This window comes from Bacillus sp. BS1807G30 (genome assembly GCF_040047675.1).
GTDB classification, from domain to species: Bacteria; Bacillota; Bacilli; order Bacillales; family Bacillaceae; genus Bacillus; species Bacillus altitudinis.
This window is the reverse complement of the sequence record NZ_CP157353.1, coordinates 1,723,794-1,745,154: the sequence shown is the minus strand read 5'-3', so window position 1 is coordinate 1,745,154 and position 21,361 is coordinate 1,723,794. Positions and strand designations below refer to the sequence as shown.

Genomic DNA, 21,361 nt, shown 5'->3' with positions numbered 1-21,361 from the left:
ATGGTTTGGGTCATTCTAGTAAATGGGCGTCTCTTTATCAAAAAAGGCATTAATAGAGAAAAAACACATACATTTTTGTTATTTTCTTCTACCTTCTCTTCATGTAAAATAGAATAGAGAGAAGGGATATAGGGAGTGAGAACATGTTAAGCGGCTGGTTTTTGTGGTTCATTTTATTTTGGGGTACAGTGATGATTGGATTACTAGCAATCGGTGGCTTTTTTATGTTTCGCAAGTTTTTAAAACGATTGCCGAAAGAAGACGGGAAATCAGAGCTTGATTGGCAGGATGAATATATTCAAAAGAGCCTGCACCTATGGCGCGATGAAGACAAACAGCTATTAAATGAGCTAGTATTACCGGTTCCAGAGCTGTTTAGAGATGTCGCCAAAGAAAAAATCGCCGGTAAAATTGGCGAACTGGCATTAAAAGAACAAGCGGCCAGCATTAATTTAGACTTAATCATTCGCGGCTATATTATCGCTACACCGAAGCGGGATCATAAATTTCTACTAAAGCGCCTTCAAGAAAAAAAGATCGACCATTCACCATATGAATCTTTATTAAAATAACCTCCTTTTTAAAAAGGAGGTTTAATTTATTTGGGCCTGCTGCAGATCTAATTGTTTAGACATCTTTCTAAACGACAAATACATCGCAACCCGCCAAGGGACAATCATGCCAAAGGCTAGAATCCAAAACATCCCGCTGAGCGCACCATAATCAATGGAAGAGCTTAAAACCGTCTTCATTCCGATACGAAGGACAAGAAGTCCAATGAGAATAAACACAAATGCTTTTGAACGTTTCAAATAGATTTCATTGCCTCTAATTTCAAATTTCGATGTTTTAATTAAAAAGATAGAGAAAAACATCCCTACAGTAATCGCCTCTAAAAATTCAGCTCCAGTTACTTGAAACATTGGCACAAAAAACATCAGTGCACCAGTGCTCATAAAGATAGGAGGTAATATAATTTTTTTCGCGGTTGCAGGTTTTGCTGATGATTTAATGCGAATAAACATGACGGCTACCGCCATACATACCGCCACTATAGAAGAAATTATGATCATCATATCAAATCATTCCTTTATTCTTTAAGGTCAGTCTATGTATAATATACTCCAATTGACGAAAAAAAACCATTCGCCGCGACTGTAGAAAACGATTTCAAAAACCCGTAAATCCTCCAAATAATGATGAGAACATAATAATGATCCATGTCAGAAGATCAAAGAACAGCAAGATCCCTACTACGATCATAATAATCCCGCCAGTTTTCATGATGAGCTGCTGACGCTTTCTGATCCAAGCCATTTTTGTGATGAAAAAGGAAAGAACAAAAAATGGGATAGCAAAACCTAATACATACGCAATCATGTAGGTCACAGCGGACTCTGGCTTGTTGCTGGCAAGTGTGATGACAGCTGATAAAATCGGGCCGGTACATGGTGTCCAACCAGCAGCAAAACCCATTCCGATGAGAATCGATCCAAAAAAACCGGCTGGACGATTTTTAAACTGCAACCTCTTTTCTCCCATTAAAAAAGAAGGCTGAAATACACCAAGAATCATAAAGCCAAAGAAAATAATGAGAATGGCACCAATTTGACGAATCGCATCTTGATATTCAATGAAAAACTTCCCAACAAACGATGTCCCAAATCCAATGGCAATAAAAATGAGAGAGAACCCAATTAAAAAGAATAATGTATGAAGAAGACTTCTTCTTCTCAGCATCACCTTCTCAGATTTCACTTCATCTATACTAACGCCCGTAATATAGGATAAAAAGGCTGGATAAAGTGGCAGACAGCACGGTGAGATAAAAGATAGAAACCCTGCTCCAAACGCTAAAAAGTAATTCAAATCTGACAAAAGAACACCCCCTTCTTACAATATACAATAAGAGATGACAAATTCATTTCATTTTTTTTACATCGCCTCAATAAAGATGGTCTAATCTCTTAAAACCTTATATAATTTAATTTGACATCAAGATACCAAACCCTTTAAATTTGAAAATAAACCTTAAAATGGATATAATAGAATCGATTCTTTTTATCAAGATTTGCATGAAAGGAACATGACTTTGGTAAAAACATCATTATTAACTCAAATTGAAGAAAAAAGAGAAGAGCTGATGAAAGTTGTCTTGCATAATGGGATGACATCAACAGTGACCATCGAACATAGCCAGCAGCTAGATCATCTCCTCTTACAATATCAACGACACTTACACTCAAACTCAGCCAACTAATGATATCTCAAGATAGAAACAAATGCCGCACGATTTTAGAAAAGTTGATATGTGTGACAATAAAAGAAACGAAAACCTCTGCTCACAGGGGTTTTTTGTTTTGTCTTTAACGGACGGTTCACGGCAAAATAAAAACCACTTTCCCTGCTTTATTCATGCAAGTACAGTGGTTTTATGCGTCTGATGAAGGTGACTTCAATAAAGAAAGGACATCGCTTGTCCAATCTTTAGGGACCATGTTCCATCTATGATCATAATAACGTACGTATTATTTCGCTTGGTTGTTCATGGCTTTCATCATTTGATTGATTTTCTTTTGGGACGGTTTCATGCCCATTTGCATCATCATCATTCGAAGCATTTGTTCATTAATTGGTGGATTCTTTTTCAAGTAGCTCATCATATACTTACGAGCAATAAAGAATCCGAGTGCAACTCCTGCAAGCAATGCAACAACGCCTACAAGGATGACAACCCATAAATCCATAATTCTTCCTCCTTCATGTTGTCTCGTATAAAGTGTACTAAACAAAAGGCTATTATACAACATTTCACGTTCAATTTTATTTTTTTAAACAAAATTCCTCACTTTTACCGGATTGAGCCACCCGTGCTTCTTTGATCCAAAGTCCATAGCCAGGAAACAAGGACTAATTTTTCTTAGTACTTCAAAAAACACCGCTTCTGCCTCATAACTGCCTGTGGCAGACATTTGAATGTAACGGTCTTTTATAATGAATGCGGCTGTGCCTTTTCCATCTGGCAGCGATGCACTGTATATTGAGCCTATTTGTGTATAGTGAATGTTGGTTAAATTGTTCATTAAACGCTGGTGCATATGAAAAGCAGGGATTCGTTTCGTTACATAATCCACTTGCTTAACAAGCATGACTAATTCGTCATCACTGCGGTTCGTCCAGTGTAACGATTCAAACAAATGAAACAAAATAGATTCTCTACCAAAATAATGATGAGCAAACTCATCCTCAATCCAATAAATATAATAATGGCGTTCCATGTCTATCCCTTCCTTTCACATTTCGTCAATCTCGCTTATTGCTTGTATTATACAAAAATGTGAAAGAAAGAATTGTCTATATATGAAGCAAGAAGAAACTAGTTTTGTCAAAAAAACAAGAAAAAAGAAAAAAGTTTGCAGAGCATAGTGAAAAGCTCTGCAAACCGACTGCAAAAAAGCATGATGCTTGGAGACTGATTATTTATTCAGCTTTGCTTTTACGCGGCTCACCACGTTGCTGACAGTGAAACCGTATTTTTCAATAATGGTTTCGCCTGGTGCAGAAGCGCCAAATTTATCAATCGCAATCACATCGCCATCAAGGCCAGTGTATCGTTCCCAGCCAAGTGAAGCACCCATTTCGATTGCAACACGTGCTCTCACTGCTTTAGGAAGAACGGACTCTTTGTATTCGTCTGACTGCTCATCAAAGCGATCCCATGCAGGTAAGCTCACGACAGAAACGCGAATGCCTTCTTTTTCAAGTGCTTTTTGCGCTTCAATGGCTAAACCTACTTCAGATCCTGAAGCAAGTAGAAGAGCTTCTGGCTGTGCATCAGCTGCTTCAACGACGACATATCCACCTTTTTCTACGCCTTCATACGCCTTCTCTGGTGATTGATCAATCGTTGGAAGGTTTTGACGAGTAAGAACAAGCGCTGTCGGTTTATTCGTTGAAGATACAGCAATTTTCCATGCTGCAGCTGTTTCGTTTCCATCAGCTGGACGAATAACAGAAAGGTTAGGCATCGCACGTAATGAAGCGAGCTGTTCAACTGGCTCATGCGTTGGTCCATCTTCCCCAACCGCAATGCTGTCATGCGTAAATACATAAGTGACAGGAAGTCCCATTAATGCAGCAAGACGAATGGCAGGTCTTAAGTAGTCTGAGAAAACAAAGAATGTTCCGCCGAATACACGAAGTCCGCCGTGAAGTGCCATACCGTTTAATGCTGCACCCATTGCGAATTCTCTCACACCAAACCAAATGTTTCTGCCAGCATAATTCTCTCTACCAAAGTCACTTGTATCTTTGATTGTTGTTTTATTTGATCCAGCAAGGTCAGCAGACCCACCAATAAAGAATGGTACTTGCTTTGCAATGCCATTTAATACTTCTCCAGAAGAAGCACGAGAGGCAAGGCTTGAACCTGCTTCATAAACAGGAACTTCTTGATCCCAATTCTCAGGAAGTTTTCCTTCAATCGCAAGCTTCAGCTGAGCTGCCAGTTCTGGATATTCTTTTTCATATTGCTCAAACAGTTCATTCCACGCTGATTCTTTTTTCTGTCCAGCGTCTTTAACAGCTGTTTTGAAATGATCGTACACTTCAGAAGGTACATGGAAATCTTCTTCAAACGTCCAAGAATAAGCTTCCTTCGTTAGCTTCGCTTCCTCACTGCCAAGCGGTGCACCGTGCACCCCAGACGTTCCCGCACGGTTTGGAGAACCGAAACCGATTGTCGTCTTCACTTCAATAAGTGTAGGTTTGTCTGTACTTTGTTTGGCTTTTTCAATGGCAGCCGTCACTTCTTCAATGTTATTGCCGTCTTTTACATAAAGAACTTCCCAATTCATCGCTTCAAAACGATTCTTCACATTTTCAGAGAAAGAACGATCAAGGTCGCCATCTAAAGAAATGTCGTTTGAATCATAAAGAACAATTAAACGGCCTAAGCCTAAATGACCAGCAAGTGAAGCAGCTTCAGAGGAAATGCCCTCCATTAAGTCTCCATCTCCGCAAATGCTGTATGTATAGTGATCCACAACATTAAAATTGTCTTTGTTATACGTTTCTGCAAGATGTCTTTCTGCAAGTGCCATTCCAACAGCCATCGCAATCCCTTGTCCTAAAGGACCTGTTGTCGCATCTACGCCCTCTGTATGTCCAAACTCAGGATGTCCAGGTGTTTTGCTTCCCCATTGGCGGAATTGTTTTAAATCTTCGATGCTCAGATTGTATCCGCTTAAATGAAGCATGCTATATAAAAGCATAGAGCCATGTCCCGCAGATAACACAAAACGGTCTCTGTTAAACCAATTTGGATTTTGCGGACTTACGTTTAAGTGATTCGTCCATAAAGCGTATGCCATTGGTGCAGCGCCCATCGGCATTCCAGGGTGACCGGAATTCGCTTTTTCAATTGCGTCTATGGAGAGAGTACGTATTGTTGCAATAGATTTCAATTCAATCGTTTCCATATAAATCCCCTTCCGTATCTTGTGTACACCATTATCATAAATCTACTGTCCTTTTTTCACAACTATTTCACGCCGAAAAAGAAGGATTTTGTCACATTTAGTTTATCGATCACCTAAAAACTTATGCAAATATGAAAAAAGATGAGAATATTCCTCCCATCTTTTCAAAAATAAAGAAATGACGACCTTTAATGAAGATTCTGGTCTCTTTCTCTTTTTAATTTTTCTGGTGTGACATCGTTTCCTTCTGGATCGACGATTTTCACGGTTTTGAGTGTATTTTTCATAGAAGAACGAAAAGCCTTTAAATATTCCTCTCTTAATTGCTTCTGTTCTGTTTTCTCAGCGTCCGACAAACCGGCCTCTTTCGACTTTTTTGAAAGCTCATTGATTCTTGCAAGCTGTTCTTTAGAAATCATGACAAACTCCTTTAAAACATTTTCTCTACATACTACTAAATATCAGTCATTTTTACAACAAATCACGCTTTAAGTCGCAAGCCCTTTTTCATATTCTTGGTACCTTCTATGGACGGTTGCTTTTGAAATATCAAAACCAAGTGCCTGCAATGTCACCGCAATTTCAGCGAATGTCATGTTGTTTTTTCTTAATCGAACAATTTCAGAAATCGGTACTTCAATACGTTCGCGGCCAGGCGCCTGTTCTTGGTGTTTTAAATTCAGTTCGGGTTGATACCCTCGCTCAACAGCTTTTTTCATCCCACGCTTAATTTTCAAATTATGAATTTTCCGCTGATACTCTTCTACAACGCCTACAATTTCAATGACCATCTCGTCTGCTTCTGAAAGCTCAAGCTCTCCTCTATGAAATACGCTGTACACCTTGACTTTTTCTTTAAACAGACAATGAAGAAGAGCGATTTTCGCCTGCCCTCTTCCAAGGCGTGTCTCATCTTGAATGAGAACAGCATCGATTTCTTCCTCTTTCAGCGCAGCCAGCATGTCAAAAACACCGTCACGATCAAGATCGTATCCACTCGCTTTTTCTTTAATCACTTTGACTACATTCATCTTGTGCGCTGCGGCTAAAGCAAGCAGTTCTTCTTCTTGTCTTGTAAGCGAGGTTTCTTGCTCTTCTTTGGCAGTACTTACTCTCGCATAAATGATTGCATTCATGTCTTCAATCGACCTTTCTACTGTACTGTTGCAAGTTGATATACGACTGGATGCTCTTTTTTAACTGGAATGACAAGGATATCTCCAGGCTGAATGTCAGTTGAAGCGAGATCATTGTGTTCAGTTACCCAGTCAATAAAAGCATTTTTATCGATTGATTTACTGTCGTTTACTTGGTCAGCTAATCCCCAAAGAGTATCACCTGATTGAACCTCTATTTTAACATATTGATTTGGATCATTATGGCTAGTGACTGCAATAAGTGAGAGAAATATGCCAACGATGAATGAGAATAGCCCAATAAAAATAATAGATTCCTTTAACCTCATAATGTCATCTCTCCTAATAGAATGTGTGTTCGTTCTTTCTGTCACCCATTATAAATACGAACAAACGTTTCTGTCAAACGTTTTTTTCGAACCTATGTTTGTACTGTTAGGAAAAACATGCTATAATTTCTTTAAAATTGACGTTTTGAGGTGCAAAAGATGACGAAGCTATCAAAAAGACAACTCGATATCCTGAAATTCATAAAAGAAGAAGTAAAAAGCAAGGGTTATCCCCCATCCGTTCGTGAAATTGGCGAAGCTGTCGGTCTAGCATCAAGTTCAACTGTCCATGGACATTTAGCTAGACTAGAAACGAAAGGTTTAATTAGAAGAGACCCAACAAAACCTAGAGCGATCGAAGTACTAGATGAAGAGGAAATGAATATTCCAAAGAGCACTGTAATGAATGTTCCAGTCATCGGAAAAGTCACAGCAGGCTTGCCTATCACGGCTGTTGAGAATGTAGAAGAATATTTCCCACTTCCAGAAACTTTTGCAGCGCCAGATGAACAAGTATTTATGCTTGAAATTATGGGAGAAAGTATGATCGATGCAGGTATTTTGGACAAAGACTACGTTATTGTGCGTCAGCAAAGCACTGCCAACAATGGAGATATCGTGGTGGCTATGACAGAAGAAGATGAAGCAACAGTGAAACGTTTTTATAAGGAAGATACACACTTTAGATTACAGCCCGAGAATCCATCAATGGAACCGATTATTTTACAGAATGTGAGTATACTAGGTAAAGTGATTGGCGTATTTAGAAATATTCATTAAAAAAAGCCGGTATTTCATCAACTGCTGATGAGAGCCGGCTTTTTCTTTTATGAACAAGAATATGCAAGAATACTGGAGCTTGGGAACGAGCCGAATGTAAAGTTCGGCCATATGAAACCTGTTGTACGGCCAAAAGGCTGCGACGAAAGAACATACATGAGAAATACTTGACCGTTTCTAAGGAACACAATGGTCCACCTTCTATTACATCCAGCTGCAAATTGAACCGTTTGCTGGCTTCCGCCTACACTCTGCCCTGCAATGAGCGGCTGCATGCTTTGAGGCTGAGAGACTGCTTGTTGATATTGCGAGATGATATGCTGCGGCGGGGCTGGCGGGACCGATTGTCCTCCTGCACCTTGCCCTTGCCCAGTCCCTCCGAATGGCAAGCCGGGAAATCCTCCAACTTGAGAAATAGGAAACGCCGGCATGCTTTGTACCTGCCGATCGTACAAGTACCCATTCCACGTACCTTCATATGGATTATACATACTAAACACCACTTTCTTAGACATTCATCACGACAGTATATGTCATACATAAAAAAAGAGTGTTGAGGAGACAAATAGAAATCTTTCCAAAAGACGTTTTATTCTTCTTTAGAACGGTTAAATACTAATGAGGAAGAAAAAAATAAAAAAATGAAAACTTTTTGTCTCCCTCAAACGTTATATAGATAGAAAGAAAAGAAATAAAAAACATTTAGATTTAACACTTGTAATATCTCTGTAACTATTGTAACATTTGTAACATAAGAAGTTTTCATTGAGAAAAGGAGGCAATCGCCTTGAAAAAATTATTTGTTTTATTAACCGCTATTATGCTTATGATCTCATTACAAACAACAACACTGGCCGCTTCCAAAAAATCAGCCGCTTTGACAAATAAAGAAGCGTTACATATTGCCCTTGATGCAAGAGAACACTTTTGGAGTGCTATGTCAGGCTACAACATTAAAGAGCATTCAGATTACAAATTAAAATCATTTACTTATAAAGACATGACTTACAACTACCTGTCTAACACATTTGATACAAAGAAAAAACTAAACAGCTATCTATCTCAAGTGTTCACAAAAGATGCCATTACTCACGGTTTAAAAGACTATCAGTTCATCGTTCATAAAGGAAAAATGGCTGTGCCAGTTGGTGACGGAGACAATATGCTTAATTGGGATAAGGCAACACCTAAACTCGTCTCTAAGAAAAATACAATCCGCACATACGAATTCACAGTCCCAACACTTGATGGACGCAAGGTAAAACGTACTGTCACTTTCGAGAAAGTACAAAAGGATTGGAAAGTAACAAAAATTGACGCTGTGATCTAAATAAAAAACCAGGCCGTTTACTAGGCCTGGTTTTTTATATTGGTGAAAATTCAGTCATACGATCTAAAGCGTGAGCAAGTGATGAAGCCGTTTGAAATTCATTAAAAGGAAGTCCAAGCTGTACAGCCGTTTGAGCAATTTCTGGTCTAATACCTGAAATGGTCGTATCAACCCCGATTAACCGAAGTGACGTGACAAGATCAAAGATTTGATGTGCTACCATCGTATCAATGATGACGACACCCGATAAATCAATACATAAATGTTGAACACTTTTTTGCGAACACTGTTTTAATGTATTTTCTAAGATAATCTTTGCTCGCGCAGTGTCAATATCTCCAACTAAAGGCAATAAGGCAACATGACTTTTTAACACAATGACTGGGGAACTCAACTCATAAATCATGTCTCTTTGTGCAACGAGTTTTTTGGTGGTATTTTTCACATATTGCTGAATAAAGACATGAATTGAAATGTTAAATGCCTCAGATATCAAATCATACCAATAAAATATTCGGTCAATGTCAATATCACCTTGATGCTGTTTTATAAACTCTTTTAAGTAATGAAGAACTACTCTTTGATTGGACATATATTCTCTCACGACGTAATCTAATGGCGTGTTTAAGTGCTTCGGATCACTTGCTAAGTCTTCAGACCATTTTTTAAATTTCGTATGTAAATACGTCTTGTCTTCAATAAGTGCGCGTATAAAATGCTGATAATAATCTTGATTTTGCCGTTTTAGCTCTGCTATGATGCTGGAATCTGTTGAACGATAAATGGATTCTGGATCATCATCCTCAATTGATTCATACCATGTTTCAGTCAGTTTCTCTGCATGTTGCATGAAAAAATCGTATAATGCACGGTTCTTTTCCATAAGCATATGTCCCTTCACATTTTCTACTTGTCAGTCTTTGTACCTGATGGATTGATTGTACCACTGAATCTTTTGTACCTGCTAGCTCGAATACGCTCCTGTTGAACAAAAAGAGCCCCTCTCAAGGAGCCTCTTGTCTATGTTTATTTGACAATAAATAAAATTCGTTTCCCGTCAGGATACCCACTGATTTGATGCCCGACCCATGAACCAGCGCCTCTATTATCTGATGGACTGACATATTGAACGCTCGCCCCCTTTCCTCCTTCAAGACACACCGCCATCGGCCATTCATCCCGGTCAAAACCAGGTTTTGTGGGAATTCCTTTTAATGATTCTTGCCTGCGGGCATCTGCCCCATTTCGGTCAATGGTACACACGTCTGAGTGCCCTTTTCGAATAGCTTCTTGAATATGACTGCCTGTTTCAGGATACCGTTCCTTAGGAAATTGAATCACATGATCATAACGATCTGCCCCTTTTGCGGAACGATCCTCTCCAAAACCACCTAATAACGCACCCATCCAAATGACAAAACAAAGAACGACAGCAGCGATCCAGCCCTTTCTCATCTTCAAAAGCTCGTGACCTCCTCATACTTTTGATGAAATGATGTTGACTTGAAGGGAATGAGTCATTTTTAATGTATGAGTGGCTGCGTGATGACATGTGAAAAACATGAGCTGAATCTCCCTAGATACTGATCCATAAGAAAAAACGAATGATCTCTTCATCATTCGCCTTGTTCTACTTAAGATATTTCATCTACTCTATATAATGTTTCGTTTTGTGAAGACATCTCGGACGGCATCCCCTCTTCAGCTGATGAGGATCGTTTATATTCTTCAGATGAGATGACTGTACCATGTGATTTAATCCAGCTAACCAATTTGCTGTTAGCTGATGACTGATTGTCTGGTAATAAAAAGTATTTCACCTTTCCTTGTTGAATAAGTGCTTTTAATTTGTTGACAGTCAAAATAGGATCTGTCCCATTAAAACCGCCTAAAGCCATGACATTCTCATCTTCATCAATGATATATGGCGCTGCGGTAACAGTCGTAAGCGTTGCAAATAAATACGTTTCACCTGTTTGATGAGCCTTTAAATAAGTGAGTAAGCCTTGATCGACACTAGATGTAAACATGTTCCCTCCTCGTGAACTAGCCAGCTGTACACCTGCTTCTGGAAGAACAGCATTTCCACCATATATGATTGGGGTGGCGGACCAAAAACCCGGAAACAGTAACAGCGTTGTCAAAGCAGTGATGAGCAGTCGTTTCATGATCAATTGTTTTTCTCTGTACATCAGCAATAGGATAGCGATACTTGTTCCCGCAATCGCAATGGCATACATCCAAATACTACTGATTTGAGTCGTATAGTTACTCAAAATATACCCTTGGAAGATGGCTGTAACAGCGATTGCTGCTGGAAGCAAATACGCAGATACTCCTTTGTTTGCCTTAAATAACTCTCCCATCTTCTTAGCTCCTATGCCGCATAGTGCTGCAATAGGCGGGGCAAGCATAATGAGATAGTAATGGTGAAAGAAACCCGCAATACTAAAGAATCCGGCAGCAGGAATCAGCCATGCTGTCCAAAACATCGTTTGTTTCCATTCATTTAATTGAGCTTTTCTCTCCTTCCACCAACTGATGATCATCCCTAAAAGCCCAAACAAAGCAAACGGCAGCATCCAGCTGATTTGACCTGACAATGCAGATTGAAATAAACGAAATATACCGGGATTCCCCGTGCCATACATATTCATACTTTGTTGACCTACAGCACTTCCAGGCGGTGAACCACCACCTGGACCATGTTGAGGTGGCATCATTTGATTTTGGGATGGAGGCGGCTGATTTCTGTTTGACTGATTCTCTGACGAATTCCCTAATCCAGAATTGTCTGGCATCACCATACCTGCTTGCTGGTTCATGTCTCCAAAGGATTTCCCTGTCGTCTGACCAAGCAGCCGTTCCGTGCCGTTATAACCAAAGGCAAGTTCTAACACTGAATTTGTTTGGCTGCTTCCCACATAAGGGCGCTCACTTTCAGCTGTCATATCTACAGCAACTGCCCACGATAGAGATAAGCAGACTAATACGACGATCGAGCATAAGAGAGAGAAAATTTTCTTTTTTAACGGTACGCGAGCAGCAATGAAATAGTAGAAAATAAATGCTGGAACGACCATAAACGCTTGCAGCATCTTCATATTAAATCCTACCGCTACCAAAGCGAATGCAATAAGAAGCCAGCGCAACTTCCCTCTTTTTACAGCACGCATCAAGAAATACGTACCCGCAAGTAATGTGAAGACGAGCATACTGTCGATATTGTTCGTTCTGCTCACAGCTGCGGCAATTGGTGTGAGAGCCATAACGGCCGCTGACACCCTTGCAGCACCTTGACCGAAAGCCGGTTTTATCATGAGATAAAGAAGAAGAACAGACCCCACTCCAGCAAGTGCCTGCGGCAATATCACACTCCATGTATGAAAGCCAAAAATAAGTGCACTGATGGTTTGAATCCATAAAACGACGGGTGGTTTATCAATTGATACGAATCCAGTTGCATCAAACGAGGCATAAAAAAAGTGATGGAAGCTTTTGGACATACTTTTGACTGCAGCTAAATAATATTGATTGGCACTGTCATTCTGCCAAATTTGATAGGTGTAGAGAAAAGCTGCGATCAGTAAAATCAACAACAATATCATATCTATTTTTTTATTTTTCACTCATATCTCTTCTTTCTTTTTCATTTATTTCATTCAGCATAGCTTTTAAATATGAAATAGTGATGAACAAAAAAAGAAACTTTTCTGCATTTGACGATAAAAAAAGCCTGTCCCCTGTAAAGGAAACAAGCTGAATGCCCTATTTTTTATTGCGCCTTCGCATAGTTGATAAATTCAACAAAAGCAGCAGTCGCTTTTGGTCCACCGTTGATCGTTCCGTTTGAATAACCCGCATTATGGACCCCGACGATTTGTTGGTTCTGATCTAGCATCGCAGAGCCAGAGTTTCCGCTAAATGTATCGATCGTATAGTATGCGAGATTCGTATCTTCTCTCGTGACTGGACCTGACATTTCCCATTGTGACACTTTGCCAGTCGATCTCATTTTATCACCTGGATATCCAGAAATTTTAATCGTTGTACCTGTTAGATTTGTCACTTGACGAATAGAGCGGTAGCCGACCGTATTTCCAATGTTCGTATCTGTTTTAATGACGGCAAAATCATATTGACTCGCCCCCGTGTTGATATATCCGCTTGGTACATAGAATTCGGTCATGTTTGCTGAGCCGTTCACGGCCGTGCTGTCATTCATGCCTGGGTAGACAGACCCTTTTGCACTATAGCTTCTTGTGGCTGTATTGTAGACGCAGTGTCCGTTTGTCAATATTTTGTTTGGAGCAATGAGTGTTCCGGTGCAGCTAGATCCGCCAAATGTAATATAAGCAATAGAATTATAGGGGGCTACTCTTGTATTCGTCACTTTTGTTCTACCATCGTCTCCAATGACTACTTTTGTTTGAAAGTCTTTTAAATATTTTGTGAGTGGTTTTACTTTTTCGCCAATAGTAGAAGAGAGATCATCCACTTTGTCAAAGGATGAGGGGGTTTTCATATCGTTGTGGAAGTCAGCTGAAGAAATCACCTTTCCGTCAGAAGTCACCATGTCATAGTCAGACGTAAGTACTGAATCAGATGCTGCATGGGCAAAACTAGGCACACTTAAAGCACCAAAAACGAGTAGAGAAGGGATTAATTTTTTCACCTTTTTCATCATATTCCTCCTTTATGTCCTATATCAAAAATGATACGATTGTTTCATATTGGAGTAAATGAGAGAATATTCTTATTTTTTACAAAATATTTCATTTGTGAATTGGGTGTTTTGTATCTTCCAAATATTTATTCTAGCGATCTCTCTTTGAAAACAGAAAAAACCGCCAATTTGCGGTTTCAAGATTGTTGACAAAGGGCTAAAATGTGATTTATTTTAGCCCTTTGTCTTCTTTTCAGTGTGATAGAAAACCTTTGCAGCCCTAGGAAGGACGAGTACTGGAGCGGAGCGAATTTCACATTCGTGAGCACCAGCACGCAGGACTGACAAAGAATGCGAGGGTTTGTCTACATGCTGAAAACCGCCAAAGTGGCGGTTGCAACATGATCAGCTCCATACATCTTTTACATATCTGTTGTCATTGGCTAGAGATGTCAACCATTGTTCAGCTGTTTCTTTCGCACACTGTTTCTCAGTCTGATACAGTTCAATAAGTGTTGCCTCGACATCTGGTGCCATGACCTTTCCATCCCCGCAAATATAAAGGTAGGCGCCTTTGTCGAGCAATTCAATGAGCTTGGCTCCATCATTTTTAATGAAGTGCTGGACATACACTTTTTGCTCCTCGTAGCGAGAGTAAGCACGGTGGATGGTGACGACTCCTTTTTGTTCTGCAAGCTGCATTTCGTCATAATACAGATCATCTTCATGCGGGTGGCGGCAGCCAAAATAAAGATGGGCTTCACCTAACGGCTTCGCTTCATTTTGCCATGCTTCCCTTGCCTGAATGAACCCTCTAAACGGGGCGATACCTGTTCCTGGTCCAATCATGATCATTGGTATTTCAGGAGAAGGCGGCAATTCGAATCCTGCTTGAGCTTCATGAAGGAAGCAGGCCACTTCATCTCCTTCTTGCAGTCCGCATAAATAGTTTGATGCGACGCCTGCGTATTCACCGCGTCCGCTCCATGATTTTCCTTTCACAACAGCTACTGTGATACTAAGCCTCTTTTCATCTACCTTTGGCGAACTGGAGATCGAGTAATAACGAGGCTTCAATCCTGGTAAAAGGGCTAAGAAATGATCAAATGGCAGTTCACACGCTTCGTATTGCTCTAGTAAATCCAGCATGGTCACACGCTTCTTTAATACAGCTTCTTGATAAGTTTCTCCCGCCATTTGTTCAAGTTCAATACGATGAGGTGGGCATACCGTATATTTTGCAAGATCTCTTAGCTGAGTACGTGTCACAGGCTCTTGCAGCTCTACATGTGACGCCAGCAATTCTTCGACTTGAATTGGCTGATTTAATGGTAAATGACTTGATTCTTTTTCCGAAGAGAGTATCATGTGCTGCTCTGGATCCAGCTTAAAACGATCGGTCACTCGCTGAACGAGTGTTGCACTATTTTTTGGCACGATTCCGATATGATCTCCTTCTTTATAATGCTTGCCTTCGGGTAATTGAAGTTCGATATGCCTTGTTTGGCGGGTACTTTTTTCAGATTGTAATTCTTGATTTTTCAATACAACAGCTGAAAAGGCACCGTATGTTTTAGCTACAGGACGTTCCACTAGCTCATTCGTATATGCAATGGATAGGTTTGGCTTTTCTTGGCGTTTCTCCTGCAAGGTTAAATTGAATTCTTTTGCAAGCTCATCGAAGACTGTTTTCTGGAATGTTTCTTTATCTTCATCCATATCACCGCCCGCATCGCCTTCACCAATATCCGTTACACGCTTTGCCCCTTTTCTTTCAAGTGCTTCATCAATCAGACGAGGAATACGCTGATACGTGCTCGCCCAATTTCGATCCCCGCACCCAAAGACTGCAAATGTCACGTTTGATAGATCCTGCTCCTCATCCTGCGTCACCCAATCCACAAACTGTTTCGCATGGTCAGGCGGATGACCATTGTATGAAGCCGTTACAATTAAAACTGCGCCTGACTCTGGTAACTTTCGAGTATAATCATCAAGCGGTGCCGTTGTCACGTCAAACCCTTTTGCTTTCCCGTCTTCAGCAAATTCGTTTGCCATCTGCTTTGCTGTGCCCAGATTTGATCCGTACAAGACCAATAGCGGTGTTCCATGACTCGCTATTTTTGCTTCAGCAGATGCCGTGCTTTTTTTTGGTTCTTCTTTCGGAGGCGCCATAAAGAATTGCTGCTTTCTTGGCCGTACTTTGATTTTAAAATCGTTCGGTTTAATTGTCAGGGATTCTTTTAAATCCAGTTCATACGACGTATGGTCAATCAATTCAAGGTTGTGCAGAACCATCGCCAGAACCATCGTGGCTTCATGAAGGGCAAATTGCATCCCAATACATGCACGCTGGCCATTTCCGAACGGTTTATAGGCATGCTGTGGAATCTTTTCAGGATGCATAAAACGTTCAGGCTTGAATTCTTCTGCATCCTCCCCCCAAACCGCTTGATCCCGATGTAATTTAGGAAGCAGCACATTGACACTTTGATTTTTTTTGATCGGATATTTTCCTCCAATGACTGTATCCTCTTTCGCATAAAGAGAGAACGTAGGCGCCGTCGGCCAGAGGCGAAGTGCTTCATTTAAGACCATACGCGTATAACTTAGTTTTTGAACCTGCTTAAATGTCGGCAGGCCGCCTTGTAGCACGTCGTCTGCTTCTTGTACGGCTTTTTTTAATTTGTCTGGATTTTTTAGTAAAAAATAAATCGCAAATGACAACAATCCGCTTGTTGTTTCATGACCCGCTATTAAGAAGGTAATGATTTGATAACGAATATTTTCATCTGACAGGCGTTCACCTGTTTCAGGATCCTTTGCATGTAGCATGAGAGACAGTAAATCATTGCCCGTTTTATCTTGTTTTTTCCGTTCTTGAATGATGTCATCTACTAATTGCTTCATAAAATCAACATCTTGTTCAAATTCTTTTCTTCTTTTGATCATTAATTTATCTGCGACCGACAATCTGCTTGCTTGATCCATCGCTTCATTTAAACCATTCAGCATGCTTTCAATAAATGGATGCTGATTTTCTTTATAAAAGCTGTTAAATCGAAAATCAAAACCACATAGCCCGATCGTATCTAAAGTGAGCTTTGTCATATCCTCTGCTACTTCAATTTCTTCATCACGGCCCGTTCTTTGCCATTTTTGTACAAGCTGTGTGGCAATATCGAGCATCATCTCATGATACCCCTTCATGGCCTGCTGGCTAAACGCCGGCATCAAGATGTGATGAGCCTTTCTCCAGTTCGGCTCTTCTGTCCAACTTGTGAATAACCCATCCCCTGAAAAAGTTCTCACTTTATTGAGACTGCTTCCAATGAATTTATCAAAACGCCTCTCATCAAATACTTCTTTGGCAAGTTCATGGCTGGAAACAAAAATACTTGTTGCTTTTGAAAATTCAAACTGAAAGATCGGCCCCAATTCATCTGCCAGCCGCCAAAAGCTTTGAGAAAGCTCTCCCTTTTTGATATGAGGGATATTTTTAAAAGGTCCATATGTTTTCGGTTTTGGAATGATTGATGTTTGTTGCATGTGCCCACTCCCTTTATTTCTTTATGATGCAACGCTAATGGCACGCCATAAGCATTGCTCAATATCTTCTAAAAATTCAATCGTTGGCTCAATTTCCTCTGCTAGAATCTGTTTATGAAGCTGAACGAACGCTCCAAATACAATGGATAAAATTGTTCTCCCTGAAAGATTTGGATGAATTCCATCCTTTTTGCCTTCTTCAAAAATATGAAATAGCTCATTTAATAGCTGCTGCATCTTCTCTTTACTTGTCTCATCTAAATAGTGTGAGCGTTTGTCAATTTCTAAGAAGTACAAACCACTTGGATTCTCTTTTGTAAAGAGCACTAAGCAATAAAAGACATGTTTGAAATAAGCCCTGATGCTTGCTTTAGGGTCTGGACTGTTTGTATTCACCTTGTCGATAAATGCAGTCAGGCTTCGCTGGTATAAAATGTTCACAAGAGCTTCTTTACTATCAAAATAACGATAAATAGTTCCTGCTCCAACGTTGGCTCTTTTCGAAATCATCGGCATCGTTGTACCGTCAAAGCCCCGTTCAATAAATAAGTCCAGAGAAGCCTTCATAATCTGCTCCTGTTTATCAGTAGTTGCTGCGGGCATTTCATCCTCTCCTTTCGTTTCATTAGGAATGAATGTTCATTCCGCTTGATGTATATTATATTAATATTTTAAATTCTTCTATTTATACTTAAACATACTTATTTTTATCCGTCATCACATTTTCTGAAAATAATAATAATTGAGAAATGATACCTAGATAGATGACATCCAAACGACTTATAAACATTGGCATTTTTGTGACGCGCGGGTGTCGTCTGTACTATATGTTCATTCTTGGTCAATTGGAGAATCGATGTGATCGTCATATGTATCAATATATAAACTGCCATTACTTGAACGAACCGCATAGACAATGTCTTTTAAAGACAGTTGCCTTTTTTGAAGTTCTTCATAGATCCACTGCTCCGTTAATTGGTTTTCATGAAGGTTTTTCAAAATGAGCTTTCCGTCCATAATGACTTCAATGGGCATGTAACGCTCTGCCTGCATCCACAGGTTAAGATCTTTTCGCGTGACATAATCAAATGAAGGGTATTTTTTCACCGACATATGCCCATCTGTTTCAATCATTGCAAATTCAACTTCACTAATGTCAAACACATTCTTTTCTCTGAGCTGTTGATTTAAATAATCAAGTGTATACCTCATTCCTTTCATATTCTCTTCAAGGATTTTGCCATTTTGAATGACAAGCGTTGGTTTACCGGCCATAAATCCTCTCATCTTCCGGCTTCTTAAAGCAAGCAAAGAAATGACAAAAATAATGATCACAAGAGTCACAAAAGAAATGGTTGTGTGATGAAGCGGAAGCGTAGTATTAAACGCCAGGTTCGCTGCAATTGAACCTAGACTGATCGCTGCAATGAAATCAAAAATATTCATTTGCGCAATGGTTTGCTTTCCAAGAAGACGAGCACCGCCGAATAAAATAGCAAAAGCAAATATGGTTCGAAGAATGACTTCAATGTGATCTGGCATTTCAGCTTCCACCTTTCGATTTCATGAAAAAAAGCCTTTTCTTTAGAAAAGACTCTTTGTTAGACTATGCATTTATTCCGTCATTATTCAAATGGCCCGCTTCCGTTTGCTCAAATTGTGAACGCAGCTCAATGATTGAGCAGTTTCTCACGTTTACTGGATCTTGCTCGAGCAGCCATGTATAAAATCTTGCTTGCTCTGCTGTTTGCAAAGCCTGCATATATTTTTGGGTGGAGCGCTTATCTGCAACACGCTGTTTAATGGATCGCATTTGCTTCCAAAATTGATAATAAGGAAGCTTTAACTTGGTCATAAAGCCGCTGTTATCCTCAATGACATAACCTTCTTCTTTGATTGTGTCATCATGTGATACAGATTGATACCATTTATAGAAAGAGGTCCAATCATGAAACACTGCCACTTGCTGTTTGCACCGCATGCCAAGCTGTTCACTGAGCCTTTTCACTTCAGCAAATGGTTCTTTTTCATAGCTCAGCTGACGTTTCACGATATCAAGTAAAATGAGTTGATCATGATCATATGTGATAATATGCGGGTCTTTCTCTGGCAAAATGACTTCAAATACAAGGGATACCTGGTTGTCGCGTACGTATGATTTGATGTAATCGACCTGCACATCGTCAAAGGTCGCATAAAATAGCTCTTCGACCCAAGCAGCATGCTGATTTTGCTTCACATGTGACGTATACGATTTGGACGTAAACACCAGTTCATCTTTTATGTCGTTAAACCCAACCGTGCCTAAGTATCCATTTGCTTTATCATAGACCGTCACAGGAAATTGAAGATGATTCACTAAATGGTGCATTCTTGTTTCAGGACGTTCATCAATATTAAAGAACTTATTATAACTTCTAGACACAATCTGCTTTGAAGTCATATTGATAAACAACCCTCTTGCTTTGACATTTATTTCATCCCATTGTCTTTCACTAAATGCTTTTTTGGTGAAATTAAAAGATGAAATATCGTGTGGCAGCTTTAATTCCTGTACATATTCATGCTGATCTAAATGGGCTAAAAAATCATCCAGCGTCAAATTGGGCTGAACAAAGACCGGTTGCTTGTTTTCAGAAGCTCTGTAGACAGGATTGTCAATTTCATGTGTCTCAATCCCGCCTGTTGTGATTTTTAACACACGCAGCTGTCCGCCAAATTCAACCTGACCTTCGAGATTATAAGATCTTTCCGCCGCTTGGATAGGCAGTCTATATAAATTGCGATGACCGTGAATTTGAATGATATCTAATCCAGAAGTATTTTGCACAAATAAGTGGTCAATGTCATCTGAATATTCACCTACTCCATGAATAAGCTGCTGCGCTGAGACATGCAGAAGCTCTTCTGGCAAATGGGCAAGCCCACCATGAGTGACAAGAAATGTCTGACCATGATACGTAAAATAGGTGAGCTGATGAAATGTTCTGACAAACTTCCTTAATTCTTTTAGGTCAAAACCTGCTTCCGCAATTTCAGGCGCAGTATGACGGTTAAACATATTATTTCTCACTTTATCTTCATGTGCATATTTGTAAAGATGCTGATCATGATTTCCTTCAATGACGATCACATTACGGCATTCTCTATGTGCCAGCATCCATTCTAAAACTTCCTTGTTTTCTATTCCTCTATCAAGCAAATCACCTGCAAAGATATAAAGCTCGTTTTCCTTCAAGTCTCCTTGCAAATAATTATTTAGAGCTGTGTAACAGCCGTGAATATCACCGAAGACGTGAATGGCCTCATACTGATCAAAAGACCTGGGCTGATACGTCATAATGGCTGGATATTCCTCAGGCGTCAAAACGGTTACCCATGAAGGCACCTTCTCTGTCTTTAACCGTTCATTCATTTGATATAACACAGATTCCTTCACTACTTTGTGCGACTCTCGACTGCGATTATGCAGCAGGGCTGTTTCAAGAGGCACTTGCGTAAAATCGACGACATACACTCTGTAGCGATATGAAGTAGCTAATGACTTATACTGCGAAATGGACTTACTTGTGACATGTGTTGCATCAATGACAGTAAAGTCTCCTCGTTCCATTCGGGCTGTGAGGAGTTCAAATAATAAAGACCAGACTTTATGATCATGTTTGCTTGAAATTTCCGGTTTCCCATTGACTGATAACTGCGGAGGCTGGGTTAACAGACGGATCTGATCCGCTGATAATGTATATGGTTCTAAGCCTTGTTCTTTGATCCAAGTTGATTTACCTGCACCTGGGAGACCTCGTAAAAGGACTAAAGTTCTCATAATGGTTCTCCTTTAATGAGTGATATTTTACCTATTATAGATAAATTATGGATAAATCTCAATCTTTTATTGAATATGGAAATATATAGATATCAAAAGGAGGGGTTACATATGTCTAATGAAGAGAGTGCTGCATTCAATATTGGGGATATCGTATTCTCTTCTATTCATCGCATTGATCGTGACCATCATTGTGATTGCCATTCGAATGATAAGAAGAAAACAAGTGGAATTAAAGAAAGTAGAGGCTAGATGAAACAAAGTGATT

General features: G+C 39.8%; 22 protein-coding genes. 5 read left to right on the top strand and 17 right to left on the bottom strand.

Translation table 11 applies throughout. The annotated features are described in order from the left end of the window. Window positions 1-143: 143 nt before the first annotated feature. Complete coding sequence (locus ABG082_RS08885) at window positions 144-572, top strand: DUF2621 domain-containing protein (RefSeq protein ID WP_007499335.1); 429 nt, start codon at window positions 144-146, stop codon at window positions 570-572. 21 nt (window positions 573-593) lie between these two features. Here ABG082_RS08885 and ABG082_RS08880 read toward each other — a convergent pair whose 3' ends face one another. Continuing rightward, complete coding sequence (locus ABG082_RS08880) at window positions 594-1,076, bottom strand: cytochrome c biogenesis protein CcdC (RefSeq protein ID WP_281215188.1); 483 nt, start codon at window positions 1,074-1,076, stop codon at window positions 594-596. A 94-nt stretch (window positions 1,077-1,170) separates the two neighbouring features. Continuing rightward, window positions 1,171-1,878, bottom strand: a complete 708-nt coding sequence (locus tag ABG082_RS08875; RefSeq protein ID WP_008343813.1) for a cytochrome c biogenesis protein CcdA — start codon at window positions 1,876-1,878, stop codon at window positions 1,171-1,173. A gap of 214 nt (window positions 1,879-2,092) precedes the next feature. On the opposite strand from ABG082_RS08875, the gene ABG082_RS08870 reads away from it, so the two are divergent. Then, a complete protein-coding gene (locus tag ABG082_RS08870; protein ID WP_008343814.1) occupies window positions 2,093-2,260 on the top strand; it encodes an aspartyl-phosphate phosphatase Spo0E family protein in 168 nt (55 codons plus the stop codon). Window positions 2,261-2,528: 268 nt separating this feature from the next. On the opposite strand, the gene ABG082_RS08865 is transcribed toward ABG082_RS08870, so the two are convergent. From ABG082_RS08865 to yneA, 6 genes are all read right to left on the bottom strand, one after another. Continuing rightward, the gene (locus ABG082_RS08865) at window positions 2,529-2,747 is read right to left on the bottom strand and encodes a YneF family protein (protein WP_003212379.1); all 219 of its coding nucleotides are present in this window, start codon (window positions 2,745-2,747) and stop codon (window positions 2,529-2,531) included. Window positions 2,748-2,831: 84 nt separating this feature from the next. Further along, window positions 2,832-3,278: a sporulation inhibitor of replication protein SirA gene (gene sirA, locus ABG082_RS08860; RefSeq protein WP_007499339.1), complete on the bottom strand. Its 447-nt coding sequence runs from the start codon at window positions 3,276-3,278 to the stop codon at window positions 2,832-2,834. Between the two features lie 198 nt (window positions 3,279-3,476). After that, window positions 3,477-5,480 carry a transketolase gene (gene tkt, locus ABG082_RS08855; protein WP_019744127.1) on the bottom strand — a complete coding sequence of 668 codons (2,004 nt, stop codon included), beginning with the start codon at window positions 5,478-5,480 and terminating at the stop codon, window positions 3,477-3,479. Between the two features lie 188 nt (window positions 5,481-5,668). Then, window positions 5,669-5,899 carry a DUF896 domain-containing protein gene (locus tag ABG082_RS08850; RefSeq protein WP_008343816.1) on the bottom strand — a complete coding sequence of 77 codons (231 nt, stop codon included), beginning with the start codon at window positions 5,897-5,899 and terminating at the stop codon, window positions 5,669-5,671. Window positions 5,900-5,968: 69 nt separating this feature from the next. Then, complete coding sequence (locus ABG082_RS08845; RefSeq protein WP_019744126.1) at window positions 5,969-6,616, bottom strand: recombinase family protein; 648 nt, start codon at window positions 6,614-6,616, stop codon at window positions 5,969-5,971. 17 nt (window positions 6,617-6,633) lie between these two features. Further along, on the bottom strand, window positions 6,634-6,945 hold the full coding sequence (gene yneA, locus ABG082_RS08840; RefSeq protein WP_007499348.1) for a cell division suppressor protein YneA: 312 nt from the start codon (window positions 6,943-6,945) through the stop codon (window positions 6,634-6,636). Window positions 6,946-7,104: 159 nt separating this feature from the next. Here yneA and lexA point away from each other — a divergent pair, with 159 nt between their 5' ends. Further along, on the top strand, window positions 7,105-7,725 hold the full coding sequence (gene lexA / locus ABG082_RS08835) for a transcriptional repressor LexA (protein ID WP_035700932.1): 621 nt from the start codon (window positions 7,105-7,107) through the stop codon (window positions 7,723-7,725). Window positions 7,726-7,772: 47 nt separating this feature from the next. On the opposite strand, the gene ABG082_RS08830 is transcribed toward lexA, so the two are convergent. Then, complete coding sequence (locus ABG082_RS08830; protein WP_008343821.1) at window positions 7,773-8,216, bottom strand: hypothetical protein; 444 nt, start codon at window positions 8,214-8,216, stop codon at window positions 7,773-7,775. Window positions 8,217-8,512: 296 nt separating this feature from the next. Between ABG082_RS08830 and ABG082_RS08825 the strand changes: the two genes are divergently transcribed. Continuing rightward, window positions 8,513-9,055: an IseA DL-endopeptidase inhibitor family protein gene (locus ABG082_RS08825; protein WP_008343822.1), complete on the top strand. Its 543-nt coding sequence runs from the start codon at window positions 8,513-8,515 to the stop codon at window positions 9,053-9,055. A gap of 34 nt (window positions 9,056-9,089) precedes the next feature. Here the strand turns inward: ABG082_RS08825 and ABG082_RS08820 are convergent, their stop codons facing one another. The 8 genes from ABG082_RS08820 to ABG082_RS08785 all read right to left on the bottom strand — a co-directional run bounded on the left by ABG082_RS08820 (window position 9,090) and on the right by ABG082_RS08785 (window position 21,093). After that, window positions 9,090-9,938 (bottom strand): STAS domain-containing protein, encoded by an 849-nt coding sequence (locus tag ABG082_RS08820; protein ID WP_348936780.1) that lies wholly within the window; start codon window positions 9,936-9,938, stop codon window positions 9,090-9,092. A 143-nt stretch (window positions 9,939-10,081) separates the two neighbouring features. After that, window positions 10,082-10,462: a NucA/NucB deoxyribonuclease domain-containing protein gene (locus ABG082_RS08815; RefSeq protein WP_224559893.1), complete on the bottom strand. Its 381-nt coding sequence runs from the start codon at window positions 10,460-10,462 to the stop codon at window positions 10,082-10,084. A gap of 227 nt (window positions 10,463-10,689) precedes the next feature. Continuing rightward, window positions 10,690-12,684 carry a glycosyltransferase family 39 protein gene (locus ABG082_RS08810; RefSeq protein WP_348936779.1) on the bottom strand — a complete coding sequence of 665 codons (1,995 nt, stop codon included), beginning with the start codon at window positions 12,682-12,684 and terminating at the stop codon, window positions 10,690-10,692. Window positions 12,685-12,830: 146 nt separating this feature from the next. After that, complete coding sequence (locus tag ABG082_RS08805; protein ID WP_008343827.1) at window positions 12,831-13,739, bottom strand: trypsin-like serine protease; 909 nt, start codon at window positions 13,737-13,739, stop codon at window positions 12,831-12,833. A gap of 387 nt (window positions 13,740-14,126) precedes the next feature. Next, window positions 14,127-17,270, bottom strand: a complete 3,144-nt coding sequence (locus tag ABG082_RS08800; protein ID WP_348936778.1) for a bifunctional cytochrome P450/NADPH--P450 reductase — start codon at window positions 17,268-17,270, stop codon at window positions 14,127-14,129. A 21-nt stretch (window positions 17,271-17,291) separates the two neighbouring features. Continuing rightward, entirely contained in the window at window positions 17,292-17,873 is a 582-nt protein-coding gene (locus tag ABG082_RS08795; RefSeq protein WP_007499369.1) for a TetR/AcrR family transcriptional regulator, read from the bottom strand. Between the two features lie 228 nt (window positions 17,874-18,101). Then, complete coding sequence (locus ABG082_RS08790) at window positions 18,102-18,812, bottom strand: DUF421 domain-containing protein (RefSeq protein ID WP_342494723.1); 711 nt, start codon at window positions 18,810-18,812, stop codon at window positions 18,102-18,104. Between the two features lie 64 nt (window positions 18,813-18,876). Next, window positions 18,877-21,093, bottom strand: coding sequence for an RNA ligase (locus tag ABG082_RS08785; RefSeq protein ID WP_348936777.1), 2,217 nt, complete (start codon window positions 21,091-21,093; stop codon window positions 18,877-18,879). Between the two features lie 111 nt (window positions 21,094-21,204). Between ABG082_RS08785 and ABG082_RS08780 the strand changes: the two genes are divergently transcribed. Then, window positions 21,205-21,345: a hypothetical protein gene (locus ABG082_RS08780; protein ID WP_017367318.1), complete on the top strand. Its 141-nt coding sequence runs from the start codon at window positions 21,205-21,207 to the stop codon at window positions 21,343-21,345. Window positions 21,346-21,361: the final 16 nt, after the last annotated feature.

What these genes read in the sequence shown, in the direction of transcription:
- ABG082_RS08885 (WP_007499335.1), top strand. Translation starts at nt 144, where the DNA reads ATGTTAAGCGGCTGGTTTTTGTGGTTCATTTTATTTTGGGGTACAGTG.
- ABG082_RS08880 (WP_281215188.1), bottom strand. Translation starts at nt 1,076, where the DNA reads ATGATGATCATAATTTCTTCTATAGTGGCGGTATGTATGGCGGTAGCC.
- ABG082_RS08865 (WP_003212379.1), bottom strand. Translation starts at nt 2,747, where the DNA reads ATGGATTTATGGGTTGTCATCCTTGTAGGCGTTGTTGCATTGCTTGCA.
- sirA (WP_007499339.1), bottom strand. Translation starts at nt 3,278, where the DNA reads ATGGAACGCCATTATTATATTTATTGGATTGAGGATGAGTTTGCTCAT.
- tkt (WP_019744127.1), bottom strand. Translation starts at nt 5,480, where the DNA reads ATGGAAACGATTGAATTGAAATCTATTGCAACAATACGTACTCTCTCC.
- ABG082_RS08850 (WP_008343816.1), bottom strand. Translation starts at nt 5,899, where the DNA reads ATGATTTCTAAAGAACAGCTTGCAAGAATCAATGAGCTTTCAAAAAAG.
- ABG082_RS08845 (WP_019744126.1), bottom strand. Translation starts at nt 6,616, where the DNA reads ATGAATGCAATCATTTATGCGAGAGTAAGTACTGCCAAAGAAGAGCAA.
- yneA (WP_007499348.1), bottom strand. Translation starts at nt 6,945, where the DNA reads ATGAGGTTAAAGGAATCTATTATTTTTATTGGGCTATTCTCATTCATC.
- lexA (WP_035700932.1), top strand. Translation starts at nt 7,105, where the DNA reads ATGACGAAGCTATCAAAAAGACAACTCGATATCCTGAAATTCATAAAA.
- ABG082_RS08830 (WP_008343821.1), bottom strand. Translation starts at nt 8,216, where the DNA reads ATGTATAATCCATATGAAGGTACGTGGAATGGGTACTTGTACGATCGG.
- ABG082_RS08820 (WP_348936780.1), bottom strand. Translation starts at nt 9,938, where the DNA reads ATGGAAAAGAACCGTGCATTATACGATTTTTTCATGCAACATGCAGAG.
- ABG082_RS08815 (WP_224559893.1), bottom strand. Translation starts at nt 10,462, where the DNA reads ATGGGTGCGTTATTAGGTGGTTTTGGAGAGGATCGTTCCGCAAAAGGG.
- ABG082_RS08805 (WP_008343827.1), bottom strand. Translation starts at nt 13,739, where the DNA reads ATGAAAAAGGTGAAAAAATTAATCCCTTCTCTACTCGTTTTTGGTGCT.
- ABG082_RS08800 (WP_348936778.1), bottom strand. Translation starts at nt 17,270, where the DNA reads ATGCAACAAACATCAATCATTCCAAAACCGAAAACATATGGACCTTTT.
- ABG082_RS08795 (WP_007499369.1), bottom strand. Translation starts at nt 17,873, where the DNA reads ATGCCCGCAGCAACTACTGATAAACAGGAGCAGATTATGAAGGCTTCT.
- ABG082_RS08790 (WP_342494723.1), bottom strand. Translation starts at nt 18,812, where the DNA reads ATGCCAGATCACATTGAAGTCATTCTTCGAACCATATTTGCTTTTGCT.
- ABG082_RS08785 (WP_348936777.1), bottom strand. Translation starts at nt 21,093, where the DNA reads ATGAGAACTTTAGTCCTTTTACGAGGTCTCCCAGGTGCAGGTAAATCA.
- ABG082_RS08780 (WP_017367318.1), top strand. Translation starts at nt 21,205, where the DNA reads ATGTCTAATGAAGAGAGTGCTGCATTCAATATTGGGGATATCGTATTC.